Genomic DNA, 25,046 nt, shown 5'->3' on the forward strand with positions numbered 1-25,046 from the left:
AGCCGCATGCCGTTTCCCGTCCACCGTCCGCGCCGCCTGCGCCGCACGCCGGCCCTGCGCCGGCTCGTGGCGGAGTCGCGCCTCGCCCCGGACGCCCTCGTGTACCCGTTGTTCGTCGTCGACGCCAAGGGCGTGGCGGAGCCGATCGCGGCCATGCCGGGCCAGTTCCGCTACAGTCCCGACCGCGTCGTGGACGCCGCGCGTGAGGCCGCCGATCTCGGCATCCCGGCGGTGCTCCTCTTCGGCGTGCCGGACCGCAAGGACCCGGTCGGCAGCGGCGCGTACGCGGACGACGGGGTCGTGCAGCGGGCCGTGCGCAACCTCAAGGACGCCCTGCCGGACCTGCTCGTCATCACGGACGTGTGCCTTTGCGAGTACACCGACCACGGCCACTGCGGCGTTCTCGCCGACCGGCGCGGCCAGCGCACGGTCGACAACGACCCCACGCTGGAATTGCTCGCCCGCACCGCCGTCTCGCACGCGCGCGCCGGCGCCGACATCGTGGCGCCGTCGGACATGATGGACGGCCGCGTGGGCGCCATCCGCCGCGCCCTGGACGAGGAAGGATTCGAGGACGTCGCCATCCTCTCGTACGCGGCGAAGTACGCCTCCGCGTACTACGGGCCGTTCCGCGAGGCGGCGGAGTCGGCGCCGTCGTTCGGCGACCGCCGCGCGTACCAGATGGATCCCGCCAACGCGCGCGAAGCCCTGCGGGAGATGCGCCTCGACCTCGAGGAAGGCGCCGACATGCTCATGGTCAAGCCGGCCGGACCGTACCTGGACATCGTGCGCGCGGCGCGCGAGGCCTTCGACGTCCCCATCGCGGCGTACCAGGTCAGCGGCGAGTACGCCATGATCCGCGCCGCGGCCGAACGCGGGTGGGTCGACGGCGAGGCCGTGATGTGGGAGTCGCTGCTCGGCATCGCCCGGGCCGGCGCGGACGTGATCATCACCTACTTCGCCGTGGAAGCCGCCCGGCGGCTCCAGGGGGGCGGGCCAGCGGCCGCCGCCGCGAAGGGAGACCGGCCCGCACGGTGACGGATCGACCGCGGTACCGCCTCGTCGACGTTCGGCTGGATTCGCCCGTGCTGCCGCTCAGTCCCGTCCTCGCCGAGACGCTCGCCGCGTCCGCCGCCGAGGACGGGCGGCCCGTGGTCCTCCTGCGGCGCCAGCGGCCGTACGTGCTCCTCGGGCCCAAGGACCGGCGGCTGCCGCGCGTCGCCGACGGCCTGCGCTGGCTCGCGGCGCGCGGGCTTCCCGTCTACCAGCGCATCGGCGGCGGGAGCGCCGTGTGGCTCGACGAGTCGTGCCTCAGCTTCGGCGTCGCTCGCCCGTGCCGCGATCTCACGCAGATGGACCGCAACTTCCGGGAACTGGCCGAAGGCGTCGTCCGCGGCCTGCGGCGGCTGGGCGTGGAGGCCCGCTTCGGGGCGGCGCCGGGCTCCTACTGCGAAGGGCCCTACGACCTGGTGGTGGGCCAGCCGCCGCGCAAGATCGCCGGCGTCGCGCAGGCCATCCGCGGCGGCTTCGCGCTCGTCAGCGGCATGGTGCTCGTTTCCCAAGATCCGTTCGCCGCGACGGCGCTCATTCAGGGGTTCTACGACGCGGCGGGCGACGGGCGCGTCCTCGACGCGGGGGCGGTCACGTCCCTGGAGAGGGAACTCGGCCGCGCCGTCGGCGTCGACGAGGTGGCCGACGCCCTGCGCGCCGGATTCACGGAAGTGTTCGAGCTCGTGGACGAGCCCCTGTCGGCGCGGGAGATCGCGCGCGCCCGCCGGCTGGCGGCGGAGCGCCGCCTCGCGTGATCCGTAAGGAGGAACGTCCGGAGTGCCCGCCGGCCTATGTTAATCTAATAGATGTGGCAGATTCCGCCTGTGGGCGGCTGGAGGCGAACGACATGGCCGTAACGCGGCCGACCGATCGGGACGACGCGTTTGTCACCCTCTCCGGACTGCCCGTGAAACGGGTCTACGGGCCGGAGGATCTCGCCGGCTTCGACCCGGAACGCGACCTCGGCGAACCGGGGCAGTACCCGTTCACCCGCGGCATCCACGAGACGATGTACCGCGGCCGGCTTTGGACGATGCGCCAGTTCGCCGGCTACGGCACCGCAGAGGAGACGAACGCCCGCTTCAAGTACCTCCTTGAGCAGGGCCAGACCGGGCTCTCGTGCGCGTTCGACTTTCCCACGCTCCTCGGCTGGGATTCCGACAGCCCGCGCGCGGAGGGAGAGGTCGGCCGGCTCGGCGTCGCCGTCGACACCCTCGCAGACATGGAGCGCCTGTTCGACGGGATCCCCCTCGACCAGGTCAGCACCTCGTTCACGATCAACTCCTCGGCGCAGATCATCCTCGCGATGTACCTCGTGGTCGCGGAGAAGCAGGGCGTTCCCTGGGACAAGGTCCGCGGCACGGTGCAGAACGACATCCTCAAGGAGTACACGGCACAGAAGACCTACATCTACCCGCCGAAGCCGAGCCTGCGCATCATCACGGACATGTTCGCCTTCTGCTCCAAGCACGTGCCCAACTTCAACACGATCAGCATTTCGGGCTACCACATCCGCGAGGCCGGCGCGACGGCTACGCAGGAGCTTGCCTTCACGCTCGCGGACGGGTTCACGTACGTGGAAGAAGGCATCCGGGCGGGCCTGGACGTCGACGCGTTCGCGCCACGCCTCTCGTTCTTCTTCGACGTGCACAACGATTTCTTCGAGGAGATCGCCAAGTTCCGCGCCGCCCGGCGCATTTGGGCGCGGGAGATGCGGGAGCGGTTCGGGGCCAAGGACCCGCGCTCGTGGAAGCTGCGCTTCCACGCGCAGACGGCGGGCGTGACCCTGACGGCGCAGCAGGCCGAGAACAACATCGTGCGCGTGGCGCTGCAGGCGCTGGCGGCCGTGCTGGGCGGCGCGCAGAGCCTGCACACGAACTCCATGGACGAGGCCCTCGCGCTGCCCACGGAGAAGGCCGTGCGCATCGCGCTGCGGACCCAGCAGATCATCGCGCACGAGACCGGCGTCACGAACACCGTCGACCCGCTGGGCGGCTCGTACTTCGTCGAGGCCCTCACGAACAAGCTGGAGGAGGGCGCGTACGAGTATTTCCGCCGCATCGACGAGCTCGGCGGCATGGTGGCCGCCATCGAAAAGGGATTCATCCAGCGGGAGATCGCGGACGCGAGCTACCGGTACCAGCGCGCCGTGGCCGCGGGAGACGTCACCATCGTCGGCGTGAACCGCTTCCAGATCGAGGAGGACACGCCGATCCCCCTCTTGCGCGTCGACCCGGAGCTGGAGCGCAAGCAGATCGCCCGGCTGAAGGAGGTCAAGCGCACGCGCGACAACCGCCGCGTCGCGGAGACGCTGCGGGAGCTGAAGCGCGTCGCGTCCTCGAACGAGAACATCATGCCGGCCATCCTCGAGTGCGTGCGCGCGTACTGCACGCTGCAGGAGATGGATGACGTCCTCCGCGAGGTGTTCGGCACGTACGAGGAGGAGGCGATCATCTGATGCCGGAGCGTCCGATCCGCGTGCTCGTCGCCAAGCCGGGCCTGGACAGCCACGATCGCGGCGCGAAGGTGCTGGCGCGCGCCCTGCGCGACGCCGGAATGGAGGTCATCTACACCGGCCTGCATCGCACGCCGGAGGAAGTGGTGCGGGCGGCCGTGGACGAGGACGTCGACGTCGTCTGCATCAGCCTGTTGTCCGGGGCGCATCCGGTGCTCGTTCCGAAGGTGGTGCGCGGCCTGCGCGAGGCGGGCCTCACGGAGACCGTGGTGCTGCTGGGCGGCACCATCCCCGACGCGGATATCCCCGACATGCTCGCCGCCGGCGTGGCCGGCGTGTTCGGACCGGGTTCCGACATCGACCGCATCGTTGCCTTCATCCGGGAGAAGGTCGCGGAAGCGCGCGCGGGTGCGGCCCGTGCCTGAGCTGCGCGAACAGCCTTCGGCCGGAGGCGGCGGGGCGGCAGCCGGCGTGGACGACTGGGCCGGGCGTCTCCTCGCCGGGGACCGGCTCGCGCTGGCGCGGGGCATCACGTGGGTGGAGAACGGCGACCCCCGCGGGGCCGCTCTCCTGCGCGCCGTGTACGGCCGCACGGGCCGCGCCTGGGTGGTCGGGGTCACGGGCGCGCCGGGCGCCGGCAAGAGCACGCTCGTCATGGCCCTGGCCGCGCGGTTCGCGGCGGGCGGCCGCACGGTGGGCGTCGTCGCGGTGGATCCCAGCAGCCCCTTCACGGGCGGCGCCGTTCTCGGGGACCGCGTCCGCTGGACGCGCCGCATCGAAGGCGACGTCTTCTTCCGCAGCCTCGCGAGCCGCGGCCAGCTGGGCGGGCTGTCGCGCGCCGCGTTCGACGCGATCCGCCTCATGGACGCGGCGGGCCGGGATGTCGTGCTCGTGGAGACGGTCGGCGCCGGTCAGGCCGAGGTCGACGTCATGCGGGCCGCGCACACGACGCTCGTCGTCTCCGTCCCCGGTCTCGGCGACGAAATCCAGGCCACGAAGGCCGGCATCCTCGAAATCGGCGACATCTACGTCGTGAACAAGGCCGACCGCGAGGGGGCGGACGACACCGCCCGCGACCTCCGCATGATGCTCGGCCTCTCTCCCCTCGCACAGGGGCGGCGCGAAGGGCTCACGCCCGCGAGGGACGGCGAGGGCCCCCTCTGGTTTCCGCCCGTCGTCAAGGTCTCGGCGGCGCACGGCACCGGCCTCGAAGAGCTCCTCCGGCACATGGAGGACCACCTCGTGTACCTCAAGGAGAGCGGGCGCTTCACGCAGCTCGGCCAGGAGGAGGACCGCGCCCGCATGGAGGAGCGCCTGAAGGAACTCGCCTTCCGCGAGGCGCTCGAGCGCGCGCGGAGGCGCGGCGCGCTGGACGATGTCCTCCTCCGCCTCGCCGCGAAAGAATTGGATCCCGAGACGGCCGCGCGGCTGGTGCTGGACGCGTCGCGTCCCGAGGAGGCGGAGACGTGAACTTCGCGCTGACGCCGGAGCAGCGCGCGCTGCAGGAAGCCGCGCGGGACTTCGCGCAACGGGAGATCCTGCCGGGCGCGGCGGAGAACGACCGGACGGGCGATTTCCCCTGGCCGAGCCTGCGAGCGCTGTGGGACGCGGGCTACCTGGGCCTGACGATTCCCGAGGCTTATGGCGGCGGCGGGCTCGACATCCTCGCGCACACCCTGGTGCTGGAACAGATCGCCAAGGCCGACGCGGCCGTCGCCGTCCTCATGGAAGTGCACAACACGCTGCACGCCGAGGCCGTGGCGCGCTGGGGCTCCCCCGAGCTCAAGGCCGAGGTCCTGCCGCGCCTGGCCGCCGACCGGCTCGGCGCTTTTGCGCTGACGGAGCCGCAGGCCGGCTCGGACGCGGCCGCGATCCGCACGCGGGCGCGCAGGGACGGGGACGGCTGGCGCATTACGGGCGAAAAGGCGTTCATCACGGGCGCCGGCCAGGCCGACTATTACCTCGTCTTCGCCGTGACGCAGCCGGACCGCGGCACCCGCGGCATCACCTGCTTCGAGGTGGAGAAGGGCAGCGAGGGCCTGTCCTTCGGCCGGCCGCAAGCCAAAATGGGCATCCGCGCGGCGCACACCGCCTCGCTGGTCCTCGACGACGTGTTCGTGCCGGACGCGCGCCGCGTCGGCGAGGAAGGCGCCGGCTACCGCATCGCCCTCTCCGTATTGGACATCGGCCGCATCGGCATCGCGGCCCAGGCGCTGGGCATCGCCGAGGCCGCGCTGGAACGGGCCGTCGCGTTCGCGGGCGAACGGGAACAGTTCGGGCGCAAGATCGGCGAGTTCCAGGGCATCCAGTGGAAGCTCGCGGAGATGGCCACGGAGATCGAAGCGGCGCGCTGGCTCGTGTACCGCGCCGCGTGGCTCGCCACCCAGCCGGGCCGGCACACGCCGGAGATCTCGAAGGCAAAGCTCTTCGCCTCGCGCACGGCCGTGCGCGCCGCCCTCGAAGCCGTCCAGATCCACGGCGGCTATGGGTACATGCAGGAGGTGGGGGTGGAGCGCCTCCTGCGGGACGCGAAGATCACCGAGATCTACGAGGGCACGAGCGAGATCCAGCGGCTGGTCATCGCGAACAGCCTGTTGCGCGGCCGCGCCTGACGCTGCGGCGGCGCGACGCCCGCCCCGGTCCGCGCGCGGCTCACAGGTCCGTGGAGGCCAGCCGTCGCACCCAGTCCCACGCCCAGTGCCACCAGGCGGGGCCGGCGCCTGCGACGGGCGTCGCGGCGGCGCGCGGCACCTGCACCCCGACGAGCATGGGATAGCTCGCCACCCTGCGCCCGCCCACGTACACGGTCAGCGTGCCCACGCGCAGGCCGCGCGGCACCGGGGCGCGCATGACCGTCACCGCCTCCGTCCGGATGGCCACCGTGTCCCACGGGGCGGCCCGGACGGTGACACCCGCGGCCGCGGGGACGACGAGCGGCGTATAGTATCGCGTGCCGCCGACGACCTGCACCTGGCCGACTTCCTGCCCCGGAGCGAGGAGGCGGCGCGGCTGGAACTGGGCGAAGCCCCAGTCGAACAGCCGCATGGCGTCGTCGTACTTGCCCTGCTTCGAGTCGCCGAGCACCACGACGATCAGTCGGCGCCCGTCGCGCGTGGCCGAGGCCACGTACGTGTGTCCTGCGGACGTGGTGTAGCCCGTCTTGACGCCGTCCACGCCGTCGCGGCCGAGGAGCTTGTTCTCGTTCACGTACCGGTGGACCGGGCCGCCCCTGCCGCCGATGGACGCCTCGCGGGTGGCGACGATCTTCGCGATGAGCGGCGACTGCAGGGCGGCGCGCGTGATGAGCGCCATGTCCAGCGCCGTCGTCTCGTGCGCGGGATCGGGCAGCCCGTGCGGATTCGTGAAGTGGCTGTGCGCGGCGCCGGCGTCCCGCGCCGCCTGGTTCATCCACGCGGCGAACGTGTCGATCGACCCGCCCAGGCCGCGCGCGATCGTCTCGGCCGCGTCGTTGCCGGACACGAGCAGGAGCGCGTAGAGCAACTCGCGGAGCGTCAGGCGCTCGCCGGGCACGAGCCCGGCGGAGGACCCGGGCGCCGCCGCCGACGCGCGGTCGACGGTCAGAACCTGCTCCGGGTTCCCGTGGCGCAGCGCCACGAGGGCCGTGACGATCTTGGTGATGCTCGCCGGCTCAAGCCGCTCATTCGCATGTTTCTGATACAGCACGCGGCCGCTCTCGGCGTCGAGCAAGACGGCGGCTTCCGCCGTGACTTCAGGCGGTCCCGCCGCTTCGGCCACCGGCGGGCCCCAGGCGCGGAAGGACCCGGCGTCCCGGGGCAGCGGCACGCACGTCAAGCACGCCGCCGCAATCCCCGCGGCCGCGATGCGGATGAATCGCCGCAAGCGGACCTGTCCCCTTTCCGTGCGATCCACTGTATGCGCCCGCGCGCGTGCGCAGAACGGCCGCATGTGGAGTTGCCAGGGAAAAGGAAGGACGCCGGCGGAAGGCGAACGTGGCCCTAGCATCGATTTCTGGATCGGGGTGGCGCGCGATGTTCGTTTCGAATCGGATGGTCACGGACGTGCCGACGCTGCGCGAGGAACAGACGCTCGCCGAGGCCCTGAACATCATGGACGCCGACAACTGGGAGGCCCTGCCCGTCCTGGCGGAGGACGGTTCGCTCCTCGGCGTCCTCACCATGGAAGCGATCGTCCATCGCCTCTTGAAGGAGCGGAGCTTCGAGGGTCTCGCCGCGGCGCGGGTGGGGGAGGCGGCCGTCCGCGGGGTGGCGATCGAAGCGGGCGACATCATCGAAGAGGCCGCCTTCCTCATGAAGAAGCACGACCTGAGCGCCCTGCCCGTCGTGGACGAGAACGGGCGCGCCCTCGGCGTCATCACCGAGCGCATGCTGTACGGGACGTTCATCGACATGATGGGCCTGCGCGAGCGGGGCAGCCGCATCACGCTGGTCGTGGAGGACCGCATCGGGGCGCTCGCCGACATCGCGCAGGTGGTGATGCGCAACCGCACGAGCATCGCGAGCCTCGCGACCTTCGTCCCGCCCGACCGGCCGCGCTTCGTCCAGGTTGTGCTGCGCGTGCGCACCACGACGCCCGAGAAAATCGTCGAGGACCTGCGCGCGGAAGGCTACCGGGTGACGCACGTGTCCCAGGTCTGGGAGTGAGGCGGTTGAACGAGGTCCGTCGCGAGCGGTCGGCGGGCGGCGTCGTCGTGCGCTGGCGCCCGCGCCCGGAGGTGCTGCTGATCCACGACCGCTACGGCCGCTGGTCGTTGCCGAAGGGCCACCTGGAGCCGGGGGAGACCGACGAGGAGGCGGCGCTCCGGGAGATCGCGGAGGAGACCGGCATCCGCGGGCGCGTTCTCGCGAGGGTGGGCGAGACGCGGTACACGTTCAACGCCGGTGGGACGCCGGTCGAAAAGACGGTCGCGTACTTCCTCATCGCCGCGGAGCACGGGACGGAACGGCCGCAGCCCGGCGAGGTGACGGCGCTCCGCTGGGTCCGTGCGGGCGACGCGGCGCGCGAGGTCGGCTACGACAACCTGCGGGCGCTCGTCGAGCGCGCCGTCGTGATGGCGCAGCGCCACAGGCCTTGAGCACGCCGGCGCCGCCGCGCGAACAAAACGGCCGCACCGTGCGAACGGTGCGGCCAAATTCGAAACCGGGCCAAAAAATCTGGTCGGGATGGCGAGATTTGAACTCGCGACCTCCGCGTCCCGAACGCGGCGCCCTGCCAAGCTGGGCCACATCCCGACGTGCGTGGTCATTATACGGACCAACCCGAAACGTGTCAATTTGCGGGCACTGAAAGCGGTGATGCGAATGTCGTGGTTTTCCGTCGCGGTCGGCGCGGCTTGGGTCGCCGGCGGGCTCTTCTTCATCGCCGTGCCGCGCTCCGGCTGGTACGCGCGCCGCCTTGAGGACGCCTTCGGCGACCGCGCGGCGGAGGTGCGCGCGGAACGCATCCGCTGGTACGCTCTGGTCGGATACCTTTGCCTGCTGCTTGGCGCATTCCGTATCGTGACCGCGTGAGGGGACGCCTCGTGACGGATCGCACGCACATCATCGTCGGCACGGCGGGTCACGTGGACCACGGCAAGACGGCCCTGATCAAGGCGCTGACGGGACAGGACACGGACCGGCTGCCGGATGAGAAACGGCGCGGCATCTCCATCGACATCGGCTTCGCGCACCTCGACCTGCCCGGCGGCCGGCGCGTGTCGTTCATCGACGTGCCGGGCCACGAACGGTTCGTGCGCAACATGGTCGCCGGCGTGCACGGCATCGACGCGTGCCTCCTCGTGGTCGCGGCGGACGAGGGCGTCATGCCGCAGACGCGCGAGCACCTCGAGATCCTGCGGCTCCTCGGCGTCGATCGTGGCGTCGTGGCGCTGACGAAGACCGACCTCGTCGACGGGGAGTGGCTGGACCTCGTGCGCGACGAGGTGCGCGCGGAGATCGCGGGAAGCGGCTTCGCCGGGGCGCCCATCCTGGCCGTGTCCAGCCGCACCGGCGAGGGGCTTGAGGCGTTGCGCGCGGAGCTGGCGCGGCTCTTCGCGCTGGCCGGCGAACGGCCGGCGCACGGCCCGGCGCGGCTGCCGATCGACCGCTCCTTCACGGTCGCCGGGTTCGGCACGGTGGTGACGGGGACGCTGGTGTCCGGCGCCATCCGCGAGGGCGATCGCCTCGAGTGGTTGCCGAAAGGCGCGACGGTGCGCGTGCGGGGCCTCCAGGTGCACGGCCACCCCACGACGGAGGCGCGCGCCGGCCAGCGCGTGGCCGTGAACGTGACCGGCGCGGAGTGGCGCGAGGTGCACCGCGGCGACGTCCTCGCGGCGCCCGGCGCCTTCCGGGCGGAGTCGGTCCTCGCCGCGCGCGTGCATCTCCTCTCCACGGCGCCCGCGCCGCTGGCCGACGGCGCCCGCGTCCGGCTGCACGCGAGCACGCAGGAGACGATCGCGCGCGTCGTCTGGCTGGAGGACCTCCCCGAGGGCCGGCTCGCGCCGGGCGGCTCGGCGTTGGCCCGGCTGCATGCGGCGCGGCCGATCGTCGCCACGTACGGCGAACGCATCCTGATTCGCTCGCTGTCCCCGGCGACCACCATCGGCGGCGGCGTCGTGTTGGACGCCGGGCGCCGGTATCGAAAGAAGTCGCGCGACGACCTGCGCCGGCTCGAGGCGCTGGAACGGCGGGAAGCCGGGGCGCTGCTGCTGCAACCCCTGGACGAGGGGCCGCACGCGGTGGAGGACCTCGCGCGCCAGGCAGGCCTGACCGTCGGAGAGTGCCGCCGGGCGCTGGAGGCCTGGGCGGCGGAGGGGCGTGTGGTGCTGCTGCTCGACGGCGAGGTCGCCGTCGGCGCGCGGCGCTGGGCGTCGCTCCTGGAAGCGGCGACGGACGCGGCCGTTGCGGAGCGGGCGCGCCACCCGCTGCGCAGGGGCTGGCCCCGGGAAGAGGCGTGGCGCGCGCTGTGGCCCGGGCTCGAGCGGCGATTGGGCAACCGCCTGCTGGCGGAAGCGGAGCGCGCGGGCGCGATCGAGCTGCGCGGCGACGTCGTGCGGCCGCCGGCCGGCCGCGAGCCGCCGTTGCCCGAGGCGCTTGAGCGGGCGGTGGAGCGCGTGGCCGCGATGTTCGCGTCCGCGGGCCTGGCGCCGCCCTCCCTCGAGCAGGTGCAGGCGGAGCTGGGCGGCGTCGCCGCAGCGGAGGACGTCGTCGCGCACCTCGTCGACCAGGGCCGTCTGGTCGCGGTCGCGGACGGCCTGTGGTTCGCAAGCGAGGCCGTCGACGCCGCCGCGGAGCGCGTCCGCGCGCACCTGGCCGGCGGCCGCGCGGCGACGATGTCGGAGCTGCGCGAGGTGCTCGGCACCACGCGGAAGTACGCCCTGCCGCTCGCCGAGCACTTCGACCGCGTGCGCCTCACGCGCCGCGACGGCGATGTCCGCCGTCTCGCGTCTCCCTGAGTCAGACCTCGCCGCCGTGCCGCCTCACGACGTCCTCGACGCGCCGGCGCATGTCGTCGTCCGCGACGGGCACCGTGACGCGCCACACGGCGCGGCCCAGGCGCCCGGCCGGCGTGGCGGCGGCGCTGCGCAGGCCTGCATCGTCGCTCTCCTGGGACGCCACGGCGTTCGCCGCCGGCTCTTCGAGGAGCGTGCGCGGGAAGGCCTCGTCCCGCGGCTGGCGCAGGTCGGAGCGGTCCACCGGCGCCCCGCTGACCTGGACGACGTCGACGGTGTATCCTTGTTCGCGCAGCTCGCGCGCGGCGGCCTGCGCCGCCCGCGGGTCCGCAAATGAGGCCATGACGGATCGGGCAAGGTATTGCGGTGGGCCGCCGGGAATGAATTCGCGCGGATCCACTCGGACACCGCTCCCTTCGTCATCATCCTGCCGCGCCGCGCGGCGTCTCATGCGGACGCCGGGACGGCGCCCGGACGCGAGGTGAGATCGTGGCTCCCGAAACGCGACGGGTCACGCTTGAAGAGGTCATGGCGCAGCCGGAGATCAAGGAGCTCATCGAGCAGGCGAACGCGCACCTCGGGGCGATGGGCTTCACGGAGCACGGCCAGCGCCACGTGCGGCTCGTCAGCCGCATCTCCTACAACATCCTCAAGCGCCTCGGCTTCCCGGAACGCGAGGCGGAGCTGGCCGCCATCGCCGGCTACTTGCATGACATCGGCAACGTCGTCAGCCGCCACGACCACCCCGAGTCCGGCGCGGCGATGGTCTTCGTCTTCCTGCGCGAGATGGGCATGCCGGCGCAGGAGCTGGGCAAGATCCTCGGCGCGATCGGCAACCATGAGGAGCCCTACGGCGAAGTGGTGAACAACATCGGCGCCGCCGTGATCCTCGCCGACAAGTCGGACGTGCACCGGACCCGCGTGCGCAACACGGATCCGACCACCTTCGACATTCACGACCGCGTGAACTACGCCGTGCTGAAGTCGTTCCTCGACGTCCGGCCGGAAGACAAGGTCGTCAACCTGGAGCTGCAGATCGACACGGCGATCTCGCCGGTGATGGAATATTTCGAGATTTTCCTGTCCCGCATGGTGATGTGCCGGCGAGCCGCCTCGTTTTTGGGCTGCCAGTTCGAGCTGACGATCAACAACGCGCGCCTGCTTTGACAAGCTCGCGCGCGCGTTCCTATAATGAACGTTGTCTTGCACTTATGTCACGGCGTCCGGCCGTCCCCGCAGACGGTCGGGTTTTTTGTGGCCGGTCAAGGCTTCTGGCCGATTGGCGCCAGGGGGAGGTTGCCCAGGATGAGAGCGAAGCGGCGTCAGCGCAGCCTGATCACGCTTGTGGCGCTGTTCGTCGTCGTGACGGCGGCCCTGCTGTACGCGGTGCTGCCGCAGCGGAGCGGCGGGTACGGGCTCTGGGGGCGCATCAACAAGGGGCTCGACCTCGTCGGCGGCGTGCACATCGTCTTCCAGGCCCACCCGACGGAGAAGACCAAGGTGGACGACGACTCGATGAACGCGGCCGTGGCGATCCTGACGAAGCGCGTCAACGGCCTCGGCCTCACGGAGCCGGTGATCCAGCGCGAGGGCAGGGACCGCATCGTGCTCGACCTGCCGGGCGTCAAGAACCCGGAGGAGGTCGCGACGAGCATCGGCCGCACGGCGGTTTTGGAGTTCCGCGATCCTGCGACGAACAAGCCCTTCCTCACGGGCAAGAACCTCATCAAGGCCACGCCGGCCTATGACCAGCAGCAGGGCTGGGTCGTGCAGCTGCAGTTCGACCAGGAAGGCGCCAAGGCCATGGACGCGTTCACCAAGACGCACATCCAGCAGCCGATGCCGATCTACTTGGACGACCAGCTCCTGCAGGCGCCCACGGTGATCAGCGAGATCCCGAACGGGAACGGCGTGATCACGGGATACGAGTCGCTCGACGCCGCGAAGAGCATCGCGGTGGCGCTGAATTCGGGCGCGCTGCCTCTGAAGCTTGAGATCATCGAAAACCGCACCGTGTCGGCTTCGCTCGGCCAGGACTCGCTCGCGGCCAGCCAGAAGGCGATCATCCTGGGCGCGGCGCTCGTCGTGGCGTTCATGTTCGTCGTCTACCGCATCCCCGGATTCTGGGCCGACTTCGCGCTGGCCGTCTACGCCGTGCTGCTTCTGGCGGTGCTCTACGGCCTGCACGCGACGCTGACGCTGCCGGGCATCACGGGCGTCGTGCTGTCCCTGGGCATGGCCGTCGACGCCAACGTGATCATCTATGAGCGCATCAAGGAGGAGCTGCGCCTCGGCCGCACGCTGCGCAACGCGGTGGACGCCGGGTTCAAGAACGGATTCCGCGCCGTCTTCGACTCGAACGCGACGACCGTGCTGGCGGCCGCCGTCCTGTTCTGGCTCGGCACCGGACCGGTGCGCGGCTTCGCCGTGACGGTCGCGCTCGGCGTGCTCATCTCGATGTTCACGGCGATCACCTTCACGCGGTGGATCCTGCACCTGCAGGTGGACGCCGGCGCACAGCCGAGCGCCTGGTTCTTCGAACGCAGGACGGCCGAGGGGGCGGATGCTCGATGAACGAGGCGCGGTTCCACTTTCCGTTCATGCGCTGGCGGAAGTACTGGATCGCCCTGTCGACGGTCTTGCTCGTCGTCACGGTCGCGGCGCTCATCGTGAACACGGCGACCCTCGGCATGCCGCTCAACTTCGGGATCGACTTCACCGGCGGGACGCTCGTCGACGTCAAGTTCGGCAAGCCGGCCGCGCTCGCCGACATCCGCGCCACGTACGAGGCGCATGGCGTCAGGGACATCGTCGTGCAGGCGTTCGAGAGCTCGGGCAACCGCGAGTTCAAGCTGACAACCCCGGCGATCTCCGAGGACGAAGAGGTGAAGATCCTCGAAGAGCTGGGCAAGAAGTTCGGCGGGTACGAGCTCGTCAGCAAGGACAAGGTGTCGCCGGTCATCGGCTCGGAACTGCGGCGGGACGCCATTTTGGCGGTCGGCCTGGCGACCGTCGCGATGATCGTCTACCTGACGATCCGCTTTGAGATCCGCTTCGCCATCGCGGCGATCGCCGCCATGCTGCACGACATCCTCCTCACGGTCGGCACGTTCGCCGTCTTCCGGCTGCCGGTGGACACGTCGTTCGTCGTCGCGGTGCTGACCGTCTACGGGTACTCGGTCAACGACACGATCATCATCTTCGACCGGATCCGGGAGCGCCTGCACGCGCGCCGCAAGGAGCCGCTGGAAGAGCTGATCAACGTGAGCATCAACCAGACGCTTTCGCGGACGATCAACACCGTCGTGACCGTGTTGCTCGCGCTGTTCGCCGTCCTGATCTTCGGCGGCTCGTCCATCCACGTGCTGGCGCTGGCGCTGATCGTCGGCATCGTGCTCGGCACGTATTCCTCGATCTTCGTCGCGAGCCCCGTCTACCTGTACCTGGTGCAGCGGTCGGAGCGGCGCGCGCAGGCGAGGATCGCCCGGGCATCCTAGACGTCGGACCGGAGGGATGGAGCGCATGGCCCCCGCCTCGCAGGGCCTTCGTGGGCGGCGGTCGCTTCATCGCGCGGCATGGATCGCGCTGTGGGCCAATCTGGCGCTGGCGGTCGGCAAGGGGATCGCCGGCGCCGTTTTTGCCAGCCACGCGCTCGTGGCGGACGCCCTGCATTCCCTGGGAGACGCGGCGGGCTCGTTCGCCGTCGTGTTCGGGGTCCGCGTCGCCGAGCGGCCGCCTGACCGGCAGCACCGGTACGGCCACGCGAAGGCGGAGTCCCTCGCGGGGCTGGCCGTGGCCGTGCTCCTCATCCTCGCCGGCCTCGCCATCGGGGGCGAGGCGGTCGTGGCGCTGTTTGCCCCGCGCCGCGAGGCGCCCGACTGGGCGGCGGCCTACGCGGCGGCGGGCGCGCTCGTGGTCAAAGAGGGCCTGTACCAGTGGAACGCGAGGCTCGGACGGCGGCTGCGCTCGCCCGCGCTCTTGGCCAACGCCGCCGACCACCGTTCGGACGAGTGGACCTCCGTGGCGGCCGTCGCCGGCGTCCTCGGCGCGCGCCTGGGCATGCCGCTGGCCGATCCCCTGGCCGCGCTGCTGGTGGCGGCGCTCGTCCTGTTTTACGCCGTCCAGCTCGCGGGGGAGAACGTCGACGAGTTGCTCGACCGCGAGGCGGACAGCCCGACGCGCGCGCTCGTCCGCGAGACGGCCCTCTCCGTCCAGGGCGTGCGGCAGGTGCAGCGGCTGCGCACCCGGCGCTCCGGGCCCTTCGTGCACGTCGACATGGAGATCGGCGTCGACGGCCACCTCTCGCTCGTGGAAGCCGACCGCCTCGCGCACGCCGTCATCCACGCCGTCGAAAACCTGGACGTCGTCCAGGACGTCGTGGTGCACGTCAACCCCATCCACACACCGAAGTCCGGATCCCAGGTCTAGGAACGCACATCCGACCCGAATCCCCGGCACCCGGCGCGCCCGACGCGGCGGGCATGGTCCCACTTGCCACTCGCGCCCGCGGGTCGTATACTTCGTGGCGATAACGATGAGTCATATGACCTACTGCTAACGACGGGCGGGGACGCGATCATGGGACTTGAGCGACCGGCCGCCTCCCTCTCGCGGCGCGAGCGCCAGCGCGCGCTGCGGGAAACGCTGCGACGCGAGCCGCTGCTGACGGACGAAGAGCTGGCGGAGCGGTTTCACGTCAGTGTGCCCACGATCCGCCTGGACCGGGCCACGCTCGGGCTTCCCGACGTGCGCGAGCGGGCGCGCTCGCTGGCCAGCCAGGCGCTCGGCCGCGTGCGCGCGCTCGGGCCGCAGGAGATCGTCGGCGAGATCGTCGACGTCGAGCTGGGCCGGCACGCCGTCTCCATTCTCGAAGCCGAGGCCTCCCATGCCTTCGAGCGGAACGCCACCGTCCGCGGCCAGCATCTGTACGCGCAGGCCGAGTCCCTCGCCATGGCCGTCGTCGACGCGGGCGACGCCGTGCCGGAAGTGGTCAACGTGAAGTTCAAGCGCCCGGTGCGCATCGGCGAGCGGGTCGTCGCCAAGGCCGAGATCCTTCGCCAGCCGCGTCCCGGACAGTGGGTCGTGCTCGTCCAGTCGCGGGTCCAGAACGACATCGTCTTCCGCGGCAAGTTCCTCGTGACGCAGGTCGCGCCGGCCGCGGGCGACGATCCCGCAGCCGCCGCGATCCGTGACGAGCATTCACCCGTCCAGGAGGAGGCGAACCGTTGACCGGCCTCACGCTGGCGCTCGACGTCATGGGCGGCGACCATGCCCCGCAGGCGACCGTGGCGGGTGCCCTGGCCGCCCTGCGCCAGGACCCGGAGTTGCGCCTGATTCTGGTGGGCGACCGCACCACGATCGACGACGAGTTGCGCCGGGCAGGGGGAGAACCGTCCGATCGCCTCGCCATCCGCCACGCGAGCGAGGTCATCGGCTACGACGAGGTTCCGGTGCACGCCTTCCGCCGCAAGCGGGACTCGTCGATCGCCGTGGGGCTGCGCCTGGTCCGCGAAGGCGAGGCGGCCGCGTTCGTCTCGGCCGGCAGCACCGGCGCGCTGATGGCCGGCTCGCTTCTCACGTTCGGAAGGATCCCTGGCGTTCGCCGTCCGGCCCTCGTGCAGGTCATGCCGACGTTCGCCGGCCCCGGGCTCGTGTTTCTTGACATGGGCGCGACCGTGGGGGCCTCGGCCGAGGACCTCGTCCAGTGGGCCGTCATGGGCTCCATCTACGCGGAGCGCGTGCTCGGCCGGCCCGCCCCGAGGGTGGCGCTGCTCAACGTCGGCACGGAGGCGGAGAAGGGCCCCGAAGAAGTGAAGCGGGCCCATCAGGTCCTTTCACAGCTTCCCTTCCTGAACTTCGTCGGCAATGTCGAGGCGAGAGAACTGCTGGCCGGCGCCGCGGACGTCATTGTCGTGGACGGCTTCGCCGGAAACATCGCCTTGAAGACGGTCGAAGGCCTGGCGCGCGATCTCATGCGCGCGCTCAAGCGCGAGCTCACCTCGACCTTCCGCACGAAGCTGGGCGCGTGGCTCGCGATGCCCGCCCTGAAGCGCCTGGCGGCGCGGTTCGACGCCCAGGAAGCCGGCGGCGCGCCGCTTCTGGGCGTCAACGGCCTGTGCGTGAAGTGCCATGGAAACTCGACGGCGCGGGCCATCGCGGCCGGGCTGAGAGTCGGCGCGGAAGCCGCCCGCGGGCGGCTTGTGGACGAAATCGCCATGCAGCTGAAAGAGATCGAAAGCGGGGAGACGAGCGAGTGACGACGCTGCGACAGACGCCCTGGGGCGTGGCGGTCCGCGGTCTGGGTCACGCAGTGCCCGAGCGGGTGATCACGAACCACGACCTGGAACGCATCCTGGACACGAGCGACGAGTGGATCCGCACCCGAACCGGCATCGCCGAGCGACGCGTGGCGGCCCCGGACCAGGCCACGAGCGACCTGGCCGTCGTCGCCGCCCGCGAAGCGCTGGACGCCGCCGGATGGTCGCCCGAGGATCTCGACCTCATCGTCGTGGCGACGGCCACGCCGGACATGATCTTCCCCAGCACCGCCTGCGTGGTGCAGGCGGCGCTCGGCGCCCATCAAGCAGGCGCCTGCGACATCTCGGCCGCCTGCAGCGGGTTCATCTACGCGCTGTCGTCCGTCGCAGCGCAGATCCGGGCGGGAGCGGCGCGACGCGCCCTCGTGATCGGCGCGGAAACCCTGTCCAAGATCGTGAACTGGCAGGATCGCTCGACGGCCGTGCTCCTCGGGGACGGGGCCGGCGCCGTGGCGCTGGAGCGCGTGGACGCGGAGGACGGCGCCGAAGGGCTCCTGAGCGTGTACCTGGGCGCCGACGGCCGCGGCGGCGACCTTCTCAAGCAGCCGGCGGGCGGCTCGCGGCTTCCGGCGTCGGTGGAGACGGTGACCCAGGGCCTGCACTACCTCCAGATGAACGGCCGCGAAGTGTTCAAGTTCGCCGTGCAGATCATGGGCGACGCCGCGGAAGAAGCCTTGCGTCGCGCCGGCCTGGCGTTCGCGGACGTGGATCTGTACGTGCCGCACCAGGCCAACGTCCGCATCATCGAAGCCTCCGCCAAGCGGTTCGGCCTGCCGATGGACCGCGTCTGGGTCAACATCGACCGGTATGGCAACACGTCCTCGGCCTCGATTCCCATCGCCCTGTACGAGGCGCACCAGGCGGGCCGCCTGCGCCCCGGGGACGTCGTGCTCCTCGTCGCGTTCGGCGGCGGCCTCACGTGGGGTGCGGCCGTGCTGAAGTGGGGCGGGCGCGCGTGAGCCAGTGGCGCACGGCAGCCATTTTTCCCGGCCAGGGGGCGCAGTACGTCGGCATGGGGCGCGACGCCTACGAGGCGTTTCCTGAAGCGCGCGAGGTCTTCGATCGGGCCGACCGGGCCCTCGGCTTCTCGATCACGCGGCTGTGCTTCGAGGGGCCGGCGGAGGTTCTCCAGCGCACGGAGATCACGCAGCCCGCGATCCTCACGGCGAGCTACGCCCTGTACGCCGCGCTGGCGGCGCGGGGCTTCCGGCCGGACGTGAGCGCGGGCCTTTCGCTGGGCGAGTACACGGCCGTCGTGGCGGCCGGAGCGCTGGCGTTCGAGGACGCGGTGCGGCTCGTCCATCTCCGGGGGAAGTACATGCAGGAGGCCGTGCCCGAAGGCGAGGGCGCGATGGCCGCCATTCTGGGGCTTCCCGACGACGTCGTGGAGGCCGTGTGCGCCGAGGCGGCCGCAGGGGAAACGGTGCGCGCCGCCAATTACAATTGCCCGGGGCAGGTCGTCGTCTCCGGGACGCGCGCGGCCGTCGAGCGGGCCGTGGCGCTGGCGAAGGCGCGGGGGGCGCGCCGCGCCGTCACGCTCCCGGTGAGCGCGCCGTTCCATTGCGAGCTCATGCGGCCGGCCGCGGAACGACTGGTCCCGGAGCTGGAGGCGCTGAGCTGGCGCGAACCGTCCTGGCCGGTGGTGGCGAACGTGGACGCGCGGCCGCACGGGACGGCGGCCGAGATCAAGGACGCGCTCCTGCGCCAGGTCGACGCGCCGGTGCGCTGGTCGCAGAGCGTGCGGGAGATGGCCGCGCGCGGCGTGCGGCGCTTCGTGGAGATCGGCCCCGGGACGGCCCTCACGGGCTTCGTGCGGCGGATCGCGCCGGACGCTGAGGCCGTGTCCTTCCAGGGCCCGGAAGACCTGGAAACTTGTTTGCCTCAGGTTTAGGGGGTCTGCTAAAGTGAGTCTGGCTCAGGAGGCGGCGCGCGTCGCCGTCGTCACCGGAGGCTCGCGGGGCATCGGCCGGGCCGTCGCGCTCGCCCTCGCGGATGCCGGCATGGACGTGGCCGTCACGTACGTCTCGCGCCCCGAGGCGGCGGCGGACGTGGTCGCGGAGATCGAGCGCAGGGGGCGTCGCGGTCTCGCCCTGGAAGGGGACGTCGCCCGGGCGGGCACGGCGGACGCATGGGTGGAGGCGGTGCTCGAACGGTTCGGCCGCCTCGACGTGTGGGTGAACAACGCCGGCATCACGCGGGACAACGTGTTTCTGCGGTTGAAGCCGGAAGACTGGGCGCAGGTGATCGACACCGACCTGACCGGCGTGTTCTGGGGCGTGAAGGCGGCGAGCCGGCCGATGCTGAAACAGCGAAGCGGCCGGATCATCAACATCGCGTCCGTCGCGGGCATCGTCGGCAACGCCGGCCAGGCCAACTACAGCGCCGCAAAGGCCGGCGTCATCGGCCTCACGAAGGCCGTGGCAAAGGAACTGGCCCCGCGCGGCATCACCGTGAACGCCGTCGCGCCCGGATTCATCGAGACCGAGATGACCGGCGCGCTCGCCGACGCCGTGAAGGAGCGGGCGGCCCAGGCCATCCCGCTCGGGCGCTTCGGGCGCCCGGAGGACGTGGCCGCGGCGGTCGCGTTCCTCGCGTCGGACGCGGCCGGCTACATCACGGGCCAGGTCCTGGTCGTCGACGGCGGCTTGTGCACGTCGATGTTTTAGACGGTTTGGCGGCCTTGAGCCGCGCTGGGAAGGGGGTGCCCCCGTGGCCGACGAGATTTTCAACCGGATCAAGAAGATCATTGTCGAACAGCTGGGCGTCGAAGAAGATCAAGTCACGCCCGAGTCGTCGTTCATCGACGACCTCGGCGCCGACTCGCTCGACATCGTGGAGCTCGTCATGGCGCTTGAGGAAGAGTTCGACATGGAAATCCCGGACGAGGACGCCGAAAAGATTACGACGGTCGGCGATGCCGTGAAGTACGTCCAGGCGCACAGCTAGTCCGGCCTCGTACATGTTCAGATTGCTCTCGGGCGAGTCGTCGGGTGGACTCGGCGCTCGCCCTTCTTTCCATTCGGATCAGGGGGAGTCTTGGGTGCAGGAGCGGACACGCGTGGTCGTGACGGGCATGGGCGTCGTCACGCCGTTGGGCGTCGGCGTCGATGCGTTCTGGGAGGGCTTGCTGAGCGGCCGCTCGGGCGTCGGTCGCATCACGCGCTTCGACACCAGCGGGTTCGACGTCAAGATCGGCGCCGAAGTGCGCGACTTCGACCCGCTTCAGTTCATGGACCGCAAGGAGGCGCGGCGCACCGACCGCTACGCCCAGTTCTTCGTCGCCGCCGTGCGCATGGCCGTGGAGGCGTCGGGGCTCGACTTCTCCAAAGAAGACGGCGAGCGCGTCGGCGTCGCGTTCGGCAGCGGCATCGGCGGCATGGAGACGCTGTATCAGCAGGTCCAACTGCTCCTGGAGCGCGGGCCGGACCGCGTCAGCCCGTTCCTCGTGCCGATGATGATCGCCAACATCGCGGCCGGGCAGACGGCGATCGACTACGGCCTGCGCGGCCCCAATGCCGCGTACGTGACGGCCTGCGCCTCGTCCGCGCACGCCATCGGGGAGGCGCTGCGCATCCTGCAGCGCGGCGACGCCGACATCATGGTCGTCGGCGGCAGCGAGGCGGCGTTCGTGCCGATCGCCATCGCCGGCTTCTCCAGCATGAAGGCGCTCTCCACGCGCAACGACGAGCCCGAGCGGGCCTCGCGCCCGTTCGACGCCGAACGCGACGGGTTCGTCATGGGCGAGGGGGCGGGCGCCCTCATCCTGGAGACGGAGGCGCACGCGCGTCGCCGCGGGGCGCGCATCCTCGCCGAACTGTGCGGGTACGGCTCCACCGCCGACGCGTATCACATCACGCAGCCGGCGCCCGGCGGCGAGGGCGGCGCGCGCGCCATGCGGCTCGCGCTGGAGGATGCCGGGCTCGGCCCCGCGGACATCGACTACATCAACGCCCACGCCACCTCGACGCCGGTCGGGGACGCGGCGGAGACGGCGGCCATCAAGGCGGTGTTCGGCGAGCACGCCCGCCGCCTGGCCGTGAGCTCCACGAAGTCGATGACGGGCCACTTGCTCGGCGCCGCCGGCGCCGTGGAGGCCGTCGTGTGCGTGAAGGCGCTGCTCGACCAGGTCCTTCCGCCGACGATCAACTACGAGCACCCGGATCCGGAGTGCGACCTCGACTACGTGCCGAACCGGGCGCGCCAGGCCGCGGTGCGCGCGGCGCTGACGAACTCCTTCGGGTTCGGCGGCCACAACGTGTCGCTGATCTTCAAGCGCTGGGAGGAGTAAGAGGGGGGCGATCCCGGACGAGCGACCAGACCGCGCTGACGAAATCCGCGATCGAAGCCATCGTCGGGGAGCCGGTCGGCGACCTGTCGCTCTACCGGCTGGCCTTCACGCACGCCTCGCGGGCCTTCGAGCGCGGGGATCCGGTGGCCACCGGCTCGTACGAGCGGCTGGAGTTCCTCGGCGACGCCGTGATCGAGCTCGCCGTGAGCGACTACCTCGTGACGCACTTCCCGCACGCTTCTGAAGGCGAGCTGACGCATTGGCGCGCCGCCTCCGTCCGGGCTCACGCCCTCGCCGAGGCGGCCGCGCGCCTCGACCTGCCGCGTTTCGCCGTCCTGGGACGCAGCGAGGAGGCGACGGGCGGACGGCGCCGCCGGAAGCTCCTCACCGATCTCTTCGAGTCCTTCGTGGGCGCGATCTACCTCGATCGGGGATGGGAGAGCGCGCGACGCTTCGTCCAGAGGGAACTCAGGGAGACGATCGTCGCGGCCGCCAGCCGCCCGCCCGCCAACGCGCGCGGCCAGCTGCAGGAGATCTTGCAGCAGCACGGCTCGGTTCCCATCGAGTACGTGGTGGTCGCGGAGGAGGGACCGGCGCACCGCCGCCGGTTCACCGTCGAGGTTCGCGTCGCGGGCCGCGTCCTTGGACGCGGCGAGGGCGGCTCCAAGAAAGAAGCCTCGCAGCGCGCGGCGGCGGAGGCGCTGCGCGCGATCGAATCCTCGCCCCGTCTCCCGATTTCCTTCATTTGACTTGCCGACTTGTCGGAACGCCGGCAGGTAATTTCCGTAAATTGGCGAATGGCCTTTCCACATCCACGCGGCCGGATGACAGGCGTCAACGCGGAGGTCGGGAGGTCGAAACATCGTGGAAGTCCTGAAAGTGTCGGCCAATTCGAACCCCAAAGCGGTCGCCGGCGCTTTGGCCGCGGTGCTGCGCGAACGGCGCTCTGCGGAAATCCAGGCTGTCGGCGCGGGCGCGGTGAACCAAGCCGTCAAGGCCATCGCCATCACGCGCGGCTTCGTCGCCCCGAACGGCATCGACATCGTCGCCATCCCCGCCTTCGCGGAGATCGAGATCGACGGCGAGGGGCGCACGGCGATCAAGTTCATCGTCGAGGAGCGCTGAAACCGCGCGCTGCGGCCCAACGCGCCGAACCTGTGCGGTACAATTCCGCACAGGTTCTGTTTTTTGAGAGGGGTATCCGCCTGCACCTCCGGCGGTTGCAGATCATCGGGTTCAAGTCGTTCGCCGACCGGACCGTCCTGGAGTTCGGGCCCGGCCTGACGGCGGTGGTCGGGCCGAACGGCAGCGGCAAGAGCAACATCGCCGACGCCATCCGCTGGGTCACCGGCGAGCACAACGCCCGCCACCTGCGGGGCGCCAAGCTCGACGACATCATCTTCGCGGGCACGGAGACGCGCCGCCAGGCCGGTTGGGCGGAAGTGGAGCTCATCCTGGACAACGGCGACGGCCTCCTGCCCGTCCCCTCCTCCGAGGTCTCCGTCACGCGGCGCGTCGACCGGGCGGGCGGCAGCGAGGCGCTGATCAACGGCGCGCCCTGCCGCACGCGGGACATCGTCGACCTGTTCGCCGGCACCGGCGTGGGTCCGAGGGCCTACGCGTTCGTCGGACAGGGTCAAGTGGAGACGGTGCTGGACGGCCGCCCCGAGGACCGCCGCACGCTCGTGGAGGAGGCGGCCGGCATCACGCGGTACCGCGCCCGGTGCCTGGAGGCCGAGCGCCACCTGCAGCGCGTCGAGCCCCTGATCGAGCGCCTGCGGGATCGGGTGCGGGATCTTGAATCACGCCTCGGGCCCCTCGCGCGCCAGGCGGAGCGCGCGCGGCGGCGGGAGCTTCTGGACGCCGAGGCCCGGCGCCTGGGATTGGGCCTCCTACGCGCCGAATGGGAGGACCTGCTTCGCCGTCTGGAGCGGTTGCAGGAGCGCGCCGCGCGGGAAAACGAGGCGCTGGAGGCGCACAGGCGCGAAGCGGAGGAACTGGAGGCGGAGCTGGCCGACCGGGAACGCGCCCGGGAGGCGGCGGAGTCGGAGGAAGCGGCGGCCGTGGAGACCGCGGAACGGTTGCGTCGCGACCTGGACGCGGCCGCGCGCCAGCTGGCCCTCGCGCGGGAGCAGCTTTCGCTCCGCGCCGCGGAGCGGCGGCAGGCGGAGGCGCGTCTGGACGCCCTGCGGCAGAATCTCGCGCGGGCGAAGTCGCGCCAGGCTGAGGAGGACGCGCGCTGGGCGGAAGCCCGCGCGGCGCTGGAAGCGGTGGAGCAGGAGACCGAGCCGGCCCTCGCGGAACGGGCCGCGGCCGACGCGGCGCTGGCTGCCGCCCGCCAGCGCCTGCGGGCGGCCCAGGAGACGCTCGTGGAGGCGGAACGCCGGCTCGCCTCCCTGGAAGCCGACGCCCGCGGCCGCGCGGAGCGCGATCGGGAGGCGGCGGCGCGCCTTCAGGAGCGGTTCGAAGAGGCGGCGCGGCGCTGCGAGGAGGCGGAGCGGGAACTGCAGCGCGCGCAGGAGGAGCGGGACTCCGCCCTGCGCCGCGACGAGGAATGCCGGGCGCGATGGCAGGAGGCCGAGGCGCGCCGGGAGCGCGCGGAAGCGGCGCACCAGGAGGCGCTGCAGGCGTGGACGGCCGCGCAGCGCCGCGAGGCCGAGGCGCGCTCCCGCGCGGAGGTGTGGGACGACGTGCGCCGCAGCGCGGCCGGCTACGCGGACGGCCCGCGCGCGGTGCTGCAGGCCTGGCGGCGCGGCCACCCCGACCTCGCGGAAGTGCTGGGCGCGGTCGCCGAGCTCGTCCGCGTGCCCGCCGAGTTGGAACGCGCCATCGAAGTCGCCCTCGGCGGCAGCGCCCAGGACATCGTCGTGCGGACCGGCGCCGGCGCCGAGCGCGCCATTAACTGGCTGAAGCGCGAGAAGGCCGGCCGCGCGACGTTCCTCCCGCTCGGCGGCCTGCGCTCGTCGGGGCCGGGGGAGCGCGAGCGGGATCTGGCCCGCCAGCCTGACGCTCTGGGCTGGGCCGCCGATCTGGTCGACGCGCCTGCCGAGGCGGCGCCGGCCGTGCGCCACCTGCTGGGCCGGGTGCTCGTCGCCCGGACGCTGGAAGCCGCCCGGCGGCTGGCCGCGGCGTCCGGATACCGCGTGCGCGTCGTCACCCTGGACGGCGAGGTCGTCCACCCGGGAGGAGCCATGACGGGCGGCGTCGCGCGGCGCGCCGGCCCCGGGCTCGTGGCGCGGGAGCGCGCCGCCGCCGAGGCCGCGGCCGCCCTCCGCGAGGCCGCGCAGGAGGCTGCAGCCGCGGCGGCCGCCGCCCGCCGGGCCGCCGCCGAGCTGGAGGCCGCGCGCGCGGAGGCGGCGAGGCTGGCGGCCGAGGCGCGGGACGCCGAGCGCGCGCGCGCGTTCGCCGAGCGGGCGTACGCGGAGGCGGCCGCGGCCCTGGACCGGGCGAGGGGGGCCCTGGAGGACGCCCGCTCGGCGCGGGAGGCGGCGGCCCGGCGCGCCG

26 protein-coding genes and 1 tRNA gene are annotated in these 25,046 nt (G+C 71.8%); 24 read left to right on the forward strand and 3 right to left on the reverse strand.

From position 1 onward, the window contains the following. Window positions 1-6 precede the first annotated feature (6 nt). From hemB to IRZ18_00135, 6 genes are all read left to right on the forward strand, one after another. Window positions 7-1,038: a porphobilinogen synthase gene (gene hemB / locus IRZ18_00110; protein MBX5475515.1), complete on the forward strand. Its 1,032-nt coding sequence runs from the start codon at window positions 7-9 to the stop codon at window positions 1,036-1,038. Then, window positions 1,035-1,805 carry a lipoate--protein ligase family protein gene (locus IRZ18_00115; GenBank protein ID MBX5475516.1) on the forward strand — a complete coding sequence of 257 codons (771 nt, stop codon included), beginning with the start codon at window positions 1,035-1,037 and terminating at the stop codon, window positions 1,803-1,805. The genes hemB and IRZ18_00115 overlap by 4 nt, the downstream gene beginning before the upstream one ends. A 92-nt stretch (window positions 1,806-1,897) precedes the next feature. Then, window positions 1,898-3,508 carry a methylmalonyl-CoA mutase family protein gene (locus tag IRZ18_00120; protein MBX5475517.1) on the forward strand — a complete coding sequence of 537 codons (1,611 nt, stop codon included), beginning with the start codon at window positions 1,898-1,900 and terminating at the stop codon, window positions 3,506-3,508. Then, window positions 3,508-3,930 carry a cobalamin B12-binding domain-containing protein gene (locus tag IRZ18_00125; protein MBX5475518.1) on the forward strand — a complete coding sequence of 141 codons (423 nt, stop codon included), beginning with the start codon at window positions 3,508-3,510 and terminating at the stop codon, window positions 3,928-3,930. Before IRZ18_00120 ends, IRZ18_00125 begins: the two co-directional genes overlap by 1 nt. Before the next feature lie 46 nt (window positions 3,931-3,976). Further along, window positions 3,977-4,975: a methylmalonyl Co-A mutase-associated GTPase MeaB gene (gene meaB / locus IRZ18_00130; GenBank protein MBX5475519.1), complete on the forward strand. Its 999-nt coding sequence runs from the start codon at window positions 3,977-3,979 to the stop codon at window positions 4,973-4,975. Next, window positions 4,972-6,117: an acyl-CoA dehydrogenase family protein gene (locus IRZ18_00135; protein MBX5475520.1), complete on the forward strand. Its 1,146-nt coding sequence runs from the start codon at window positions 4,972-4,974 to the stop codon at window positions 6,115-6,117. The genes meaB and IRZ18_00135 overlap by 4 nt, the downstream gene beginning before the upstream one ends. 40 nt (window positions 6,118-6,157) lie before the next feature. Here IRZ18_00135 and IRZ18_00140 read toward each other — a convergent pair whose 3' ends face one another. Then, window positions 6,158-7,366, reverse strand: a complete 1,209-nt coding sequence (locus IRZ18_00140; GenBank protein ID MBX5475521.1) for a D-alanyl-D-alanine carboxypeptidase — start codon at window positions 7,364-7,366, stop codon at window positions 6,158-6,160. 149 nt (window positions 7,367-7,515) lie between these two features. On the opposite strand from IRZ18_00140, the gene IRZ18_00145 reads away from it, so the two are divergent. Both IRZ18_00145 and IRZ18_00150 read left to right on the forward strand, forming a co-directional pair. Further along, window positions 7,516-8,148, forward strand: coding sequence for a CBS domain-containing protein (locus IRZ18_00145; GenBank protein ID MBX5475522.1), 633 nt, complete (start codon window positions 7,516-7,518; stop codon window positions 8,146-8,148). Further along, window positions 8,139-8,579: an NUDIX hydrolase gene (locus tag IRZ18_00150; GenBank protein MBX5475523.1), complete on the forward strand. Its 441-nt coding sequence runs from the start codon at window positions 8,139-8,141 to the stop codon at window positions 8,577-8,579. Before IRZ18_00145 ends, IRZ18_00150 begins: the two co-directional genes overlap by 10 nt. A gap of 80 nt (window positions 8,580-8,659) precedes the next feature. Here the strand turns inward: IRZ18_00150 and IRZ18_00155 are convergent. Next, window positions 8,660-8,736, reverse strand: a tRNA-Pro gene (locus IRZ18_00155). A gap of 69 nt (window positions 8,737-8,805) precedes the next feature. Here IRZ18_00155 and IRZ18_00160 point away from each other — a divergent pair. Both IRZ18_00160 and selB read left to right on the forward strand, forming a co-directional pair. Then, window positions 8,806-9,015: a hypothetical protein gene (locus tag IRZ18_00160; GenBank protein ID MBX5475524.1), complete on the forward strand. Its 210-nt coding sequence runs from the start codon at window positions 8,806-8,808 to the stop codon at window positions 9,013-9,015. A gap of 11 nt (window positions 9,016-9,026) precedes the next feature. Next, window positions 9,027-10,940, forward strand: a complete 1,914-nt coding sequence (gene selB, locus IRZ18_00165) for a selenocysteine-specific translation elongation factor (GenBank protein MBX5475525.1) — start codon at window positions 9,027-9,029, stop codon at window positions 10,938-10,940. A 1-nt stretch (window position 10,941) separates the two neighbouring features. On the opposite strand, the gene IRZ18_00170 is transcribed toward selB, so the two are convergent. Further along, a complete protein-coding gene (locus tag IRZ18_00170; GenBank protein MBX5475526.1) occupies window positions 10,942-11,337 on the reverse strand; it encodes a hypothetical protein in 396 nt (131 codons plus the stop codon). Window positions 11,338-11,465: 128 nt separating this feature from the next. Here IRZ18_00170 and IRZ18_00175 point away from each other — a divergent pair, with 128 nt between their 5' ends. From IRZ18_00175 to IRZ18_00240, 14 genes are all read left to right on the forward strand, one after another. Beyond that, window positions 11,466-12,104: an HD domain-containing protein gene (locus tag IRZ18_00175; GenBank protein ID MBX5475527.1), complete on the forward strand. Its 639-nt coding sequence runs from the start codon at window positions 11,466-11,468 to the stop codon at window positions 12,102-12,104. Window positions 12,105-12,242: 138 nt separating this feature from the next. Next, entirely contained in the window at window positions 12,243-13,511 is a 1,269-nt protein-coding gene (gene secD / locus IRZ18_00180; GenBank protein ID MBX5475528.1) for a protein translocase subunit SecD, read from the forward strand. After that, on the forward strand, window positions 13,508-14,434 hold the full coding sequence (gene secF / locus IRZ18_00185) for a protein translocase subunit SecF (GenBank protein ID MBX5475529.1): 927 nt from the start codon (window positions 13,508-13,510) through the stop codon (window positions 14,432-14,434). Before secD ends, secF begins: the two co-directional genes overlap by 4 nt. A gap of 25 nt (window positions 14,435-14,459) precedes the next feature. Next, a complete protein-coding gene (locus IRZ18_00190) occupies window positions 14,460-15,365 on the forward strand; it encodes a cation transporter (protein ID MBX5475530.1) in 906 nt (301 codons plus the stop codon). Window positions 15,366-15,515: 150 nt separating this feature from the next. Further along, a complete protein-coding gene (fapR, locus tag IRZ18_00195) occupies window positions 15,516-16,166 on the forward strand; it encodes a transcription factor FapR (protein MBX5475531.1) in 651 nt (216 codons plus the stop codon). Then, entirely contained in the window at window positions 16,163-17,194 is a 1,032-nt protein-coding gene (gene plsX, locus IRZ18_00200; protein MBX5475532.1) for a phosphate acyltransferase PlsX, read from the forward strand. The genes fapR and plsX overlap by 4 nt, the downstream gene beginning before the upstream one ends. A 26-nt stretch (window positions 17,195-17,220) precedes the next feature. Next, window positions 17,221-18,213, forward strand: coding sequence for a ketoacyl-ACP synthase III (locus IRZ18_00205; GenBank protein ID MBX5475533.1), 993 nt, complete (start codon window positions 17,221-17,223; stop codon window positions 18,211-18,213). 53 nt (window positions 18,214-18,266) lie between these two features. Next, entirely contained in the window at window positions 18,267-19,145 is an 879-nt protein-coding gene (fabD, locus tag IRZ18_00210; protein ID MBX5475534.1) for an ACP S-malonyltransferase, read from the forward strand. A gap of 13 nt (window positions 19,146-19,158) precedes the next feature. Further along, window positions 19,159-19,920 carry a 3-oxoacyl-[acyl-carrier-protein] reductase gene (fabG, locus tag IRZ18_00215; GenBank protein ID MBX5475535.1) on the forward strand — a complete coding sequence of 254 codons (762 nt, stop codon included), beginning with the start codon at window positions 19,159-19,161 and terminating at the stop codon, window positions 19,918-19,920. Between the two features lie 43 nt (window positions 19,921-19,963). Further along, window positions 19,964-20,200 carry an acyl carrier protein gene (gene acpP / locus IRZ18_00220; protein MBX5475536.1) on the forward strand — a complete coding sequence of 79 codons (237 nt, stop codon included), beginning with the start codon at window positions 19,964-19,966 and terminating at the stop codon, window positions 20,198-20,200. A 13-nt stretch (window positions 20,201-20,213) separates the two neighbouring features. Beyond that, the gene (gene fabF, locus IRZ18_00225) at window positions 20,214-21,542 is read left to right on the forward strand and encodes a beta-ketoacyl-ACP synthase II (protein ID MBX5475537.1); all 1,329 of its coding nucleotides are present in this window, start codon (window positions 20,214-20,216) and stop codon (window positions 21,540-21,542) included. A 143-nt stretch (window positions 21,543-21,685) separates the two neighbouring features. Then, window positions 21,686-22,291, forward strand: coding sequence for a ribonuclease III (gene rnc / locus IRZ18_00230; protein ID MBX5475538.1), 606 nt, complete (start codon window positions 21,686-21,688; stop codon window positions 22,289-22,291). A 115-nt stretch (window positions 22,292-22,406) separates the two neighbouring features. Beyond that, complete coding sequence (locus tag IRZ18_00235) at window positions 22,407-22,667, forward strand: stage V sporulation protein S (protein ID MBX5475539.1); 261 nt, start codon at window positions 22,407-22,409, stop codon at window positions 22,665-22,667. 32 nt (window positions 22,668-22,699) lie between these two features. After that, on the forward strand, window positions 22,700-25,046 hold a 2,347-nt coding region (locus tag IRZ18_00240; GenBank protein MBX5475540.1), incomplete at its 3' end, for an AAA family ATPase.

The organism is Clostridia bacterium, from assembly GCA_019683875.1.
Lineage (GTDB): Bacteria > Bacillota > Sulfobacillia > RBS10-35 > Bu92 > Bu92.

Excerpts from the sequence above, each read along its gene's own strand:
- hemB (MBX5475515.1), top strand. The coding sequence starts at position 7 with ATGCCGTTTCCCGTCCACCGTCCGCGCCGCCTGCGCCGCACGCCGGCC.
- IRZ18_00120 (MBX5475517.1), top strand. The coding sequence starts at position 1,898 with ATGGCCGTAACGCGGCCGACCGATCGGGACGACGCGTTTGTCACCCTC.
- IRZ18_00125 (MBX5475518.1), top strand. The coding sequence starts at position 3,508 with ATGCCGGAGCGTCCGATCCGCGTGCTCGTCGCCAAGCCGGGCCTGGAC.
- IRZ18_00145 (MBX5475522.1), top strand. The coding sequence starts at position 7,516 with ATGTTCGTTTCGAATCGGATGGTCACGGACGTGCCGACGCTGCGCGAG.
- IRZ18_00160 (MBX5475524.1), top strand. The coding sequence starts at position 8,806 with ATGTCGTGGTTTTCCGTCGCGGTCGGCGCGGCTTGGGTCGCCGGCGGG.
- IRZ18_00175 (MBX5475527.1), top strand. The coding sequence starts at position 11,466 with ATGGCGCAGCCGGAGATCAAGGAGCTCATCGAGCAGGCGAACGCGCAC.
- secD (MBX5475528.1), top strand. The coding sequence starts at position 12,243 with ATGAGAGCGAAGCGGCGTCAGCGCAGCCTGATCACGCTTGTGGCGCTG.
- secF (MBX5475529.1), top strand. The coding sequence starts at position 13,508 with ATGAACGAGGCGCGGTTCCACTTTCCGTTCATGCGCTGGCGGAAGTAC.
- IRZ18_00190 (MBX5475530.1), top strand. The coding sequence starts at position 14,460 with ATGGCCCCCGCCTCGCAGGGCCTTCGTGGGCGGCGGTCGCTTCATCGC.
- fapR (MBX5475531.1), top strand. The coding sequence starts at position 15,516 with ATGGGACTTGAGCGACCGGCCGCCTCCCTCTCGCGGCGCGAGCGCCAG.
- fabD (MBX5475534.1), top strand. The coding sequence starts at position 18,267 with ATGGGGCGCGACGCCTACGAGGCGTTTCCTGAAGCGCGCGAGGTCTTC.
- fabF (MBX5475537.1), top strand. The coding sequence starts at position 20,214 with ATGTTCAGATTGCTCTCGGGCGAGTCGTCGGGTGGACTCGGCGCTCGC.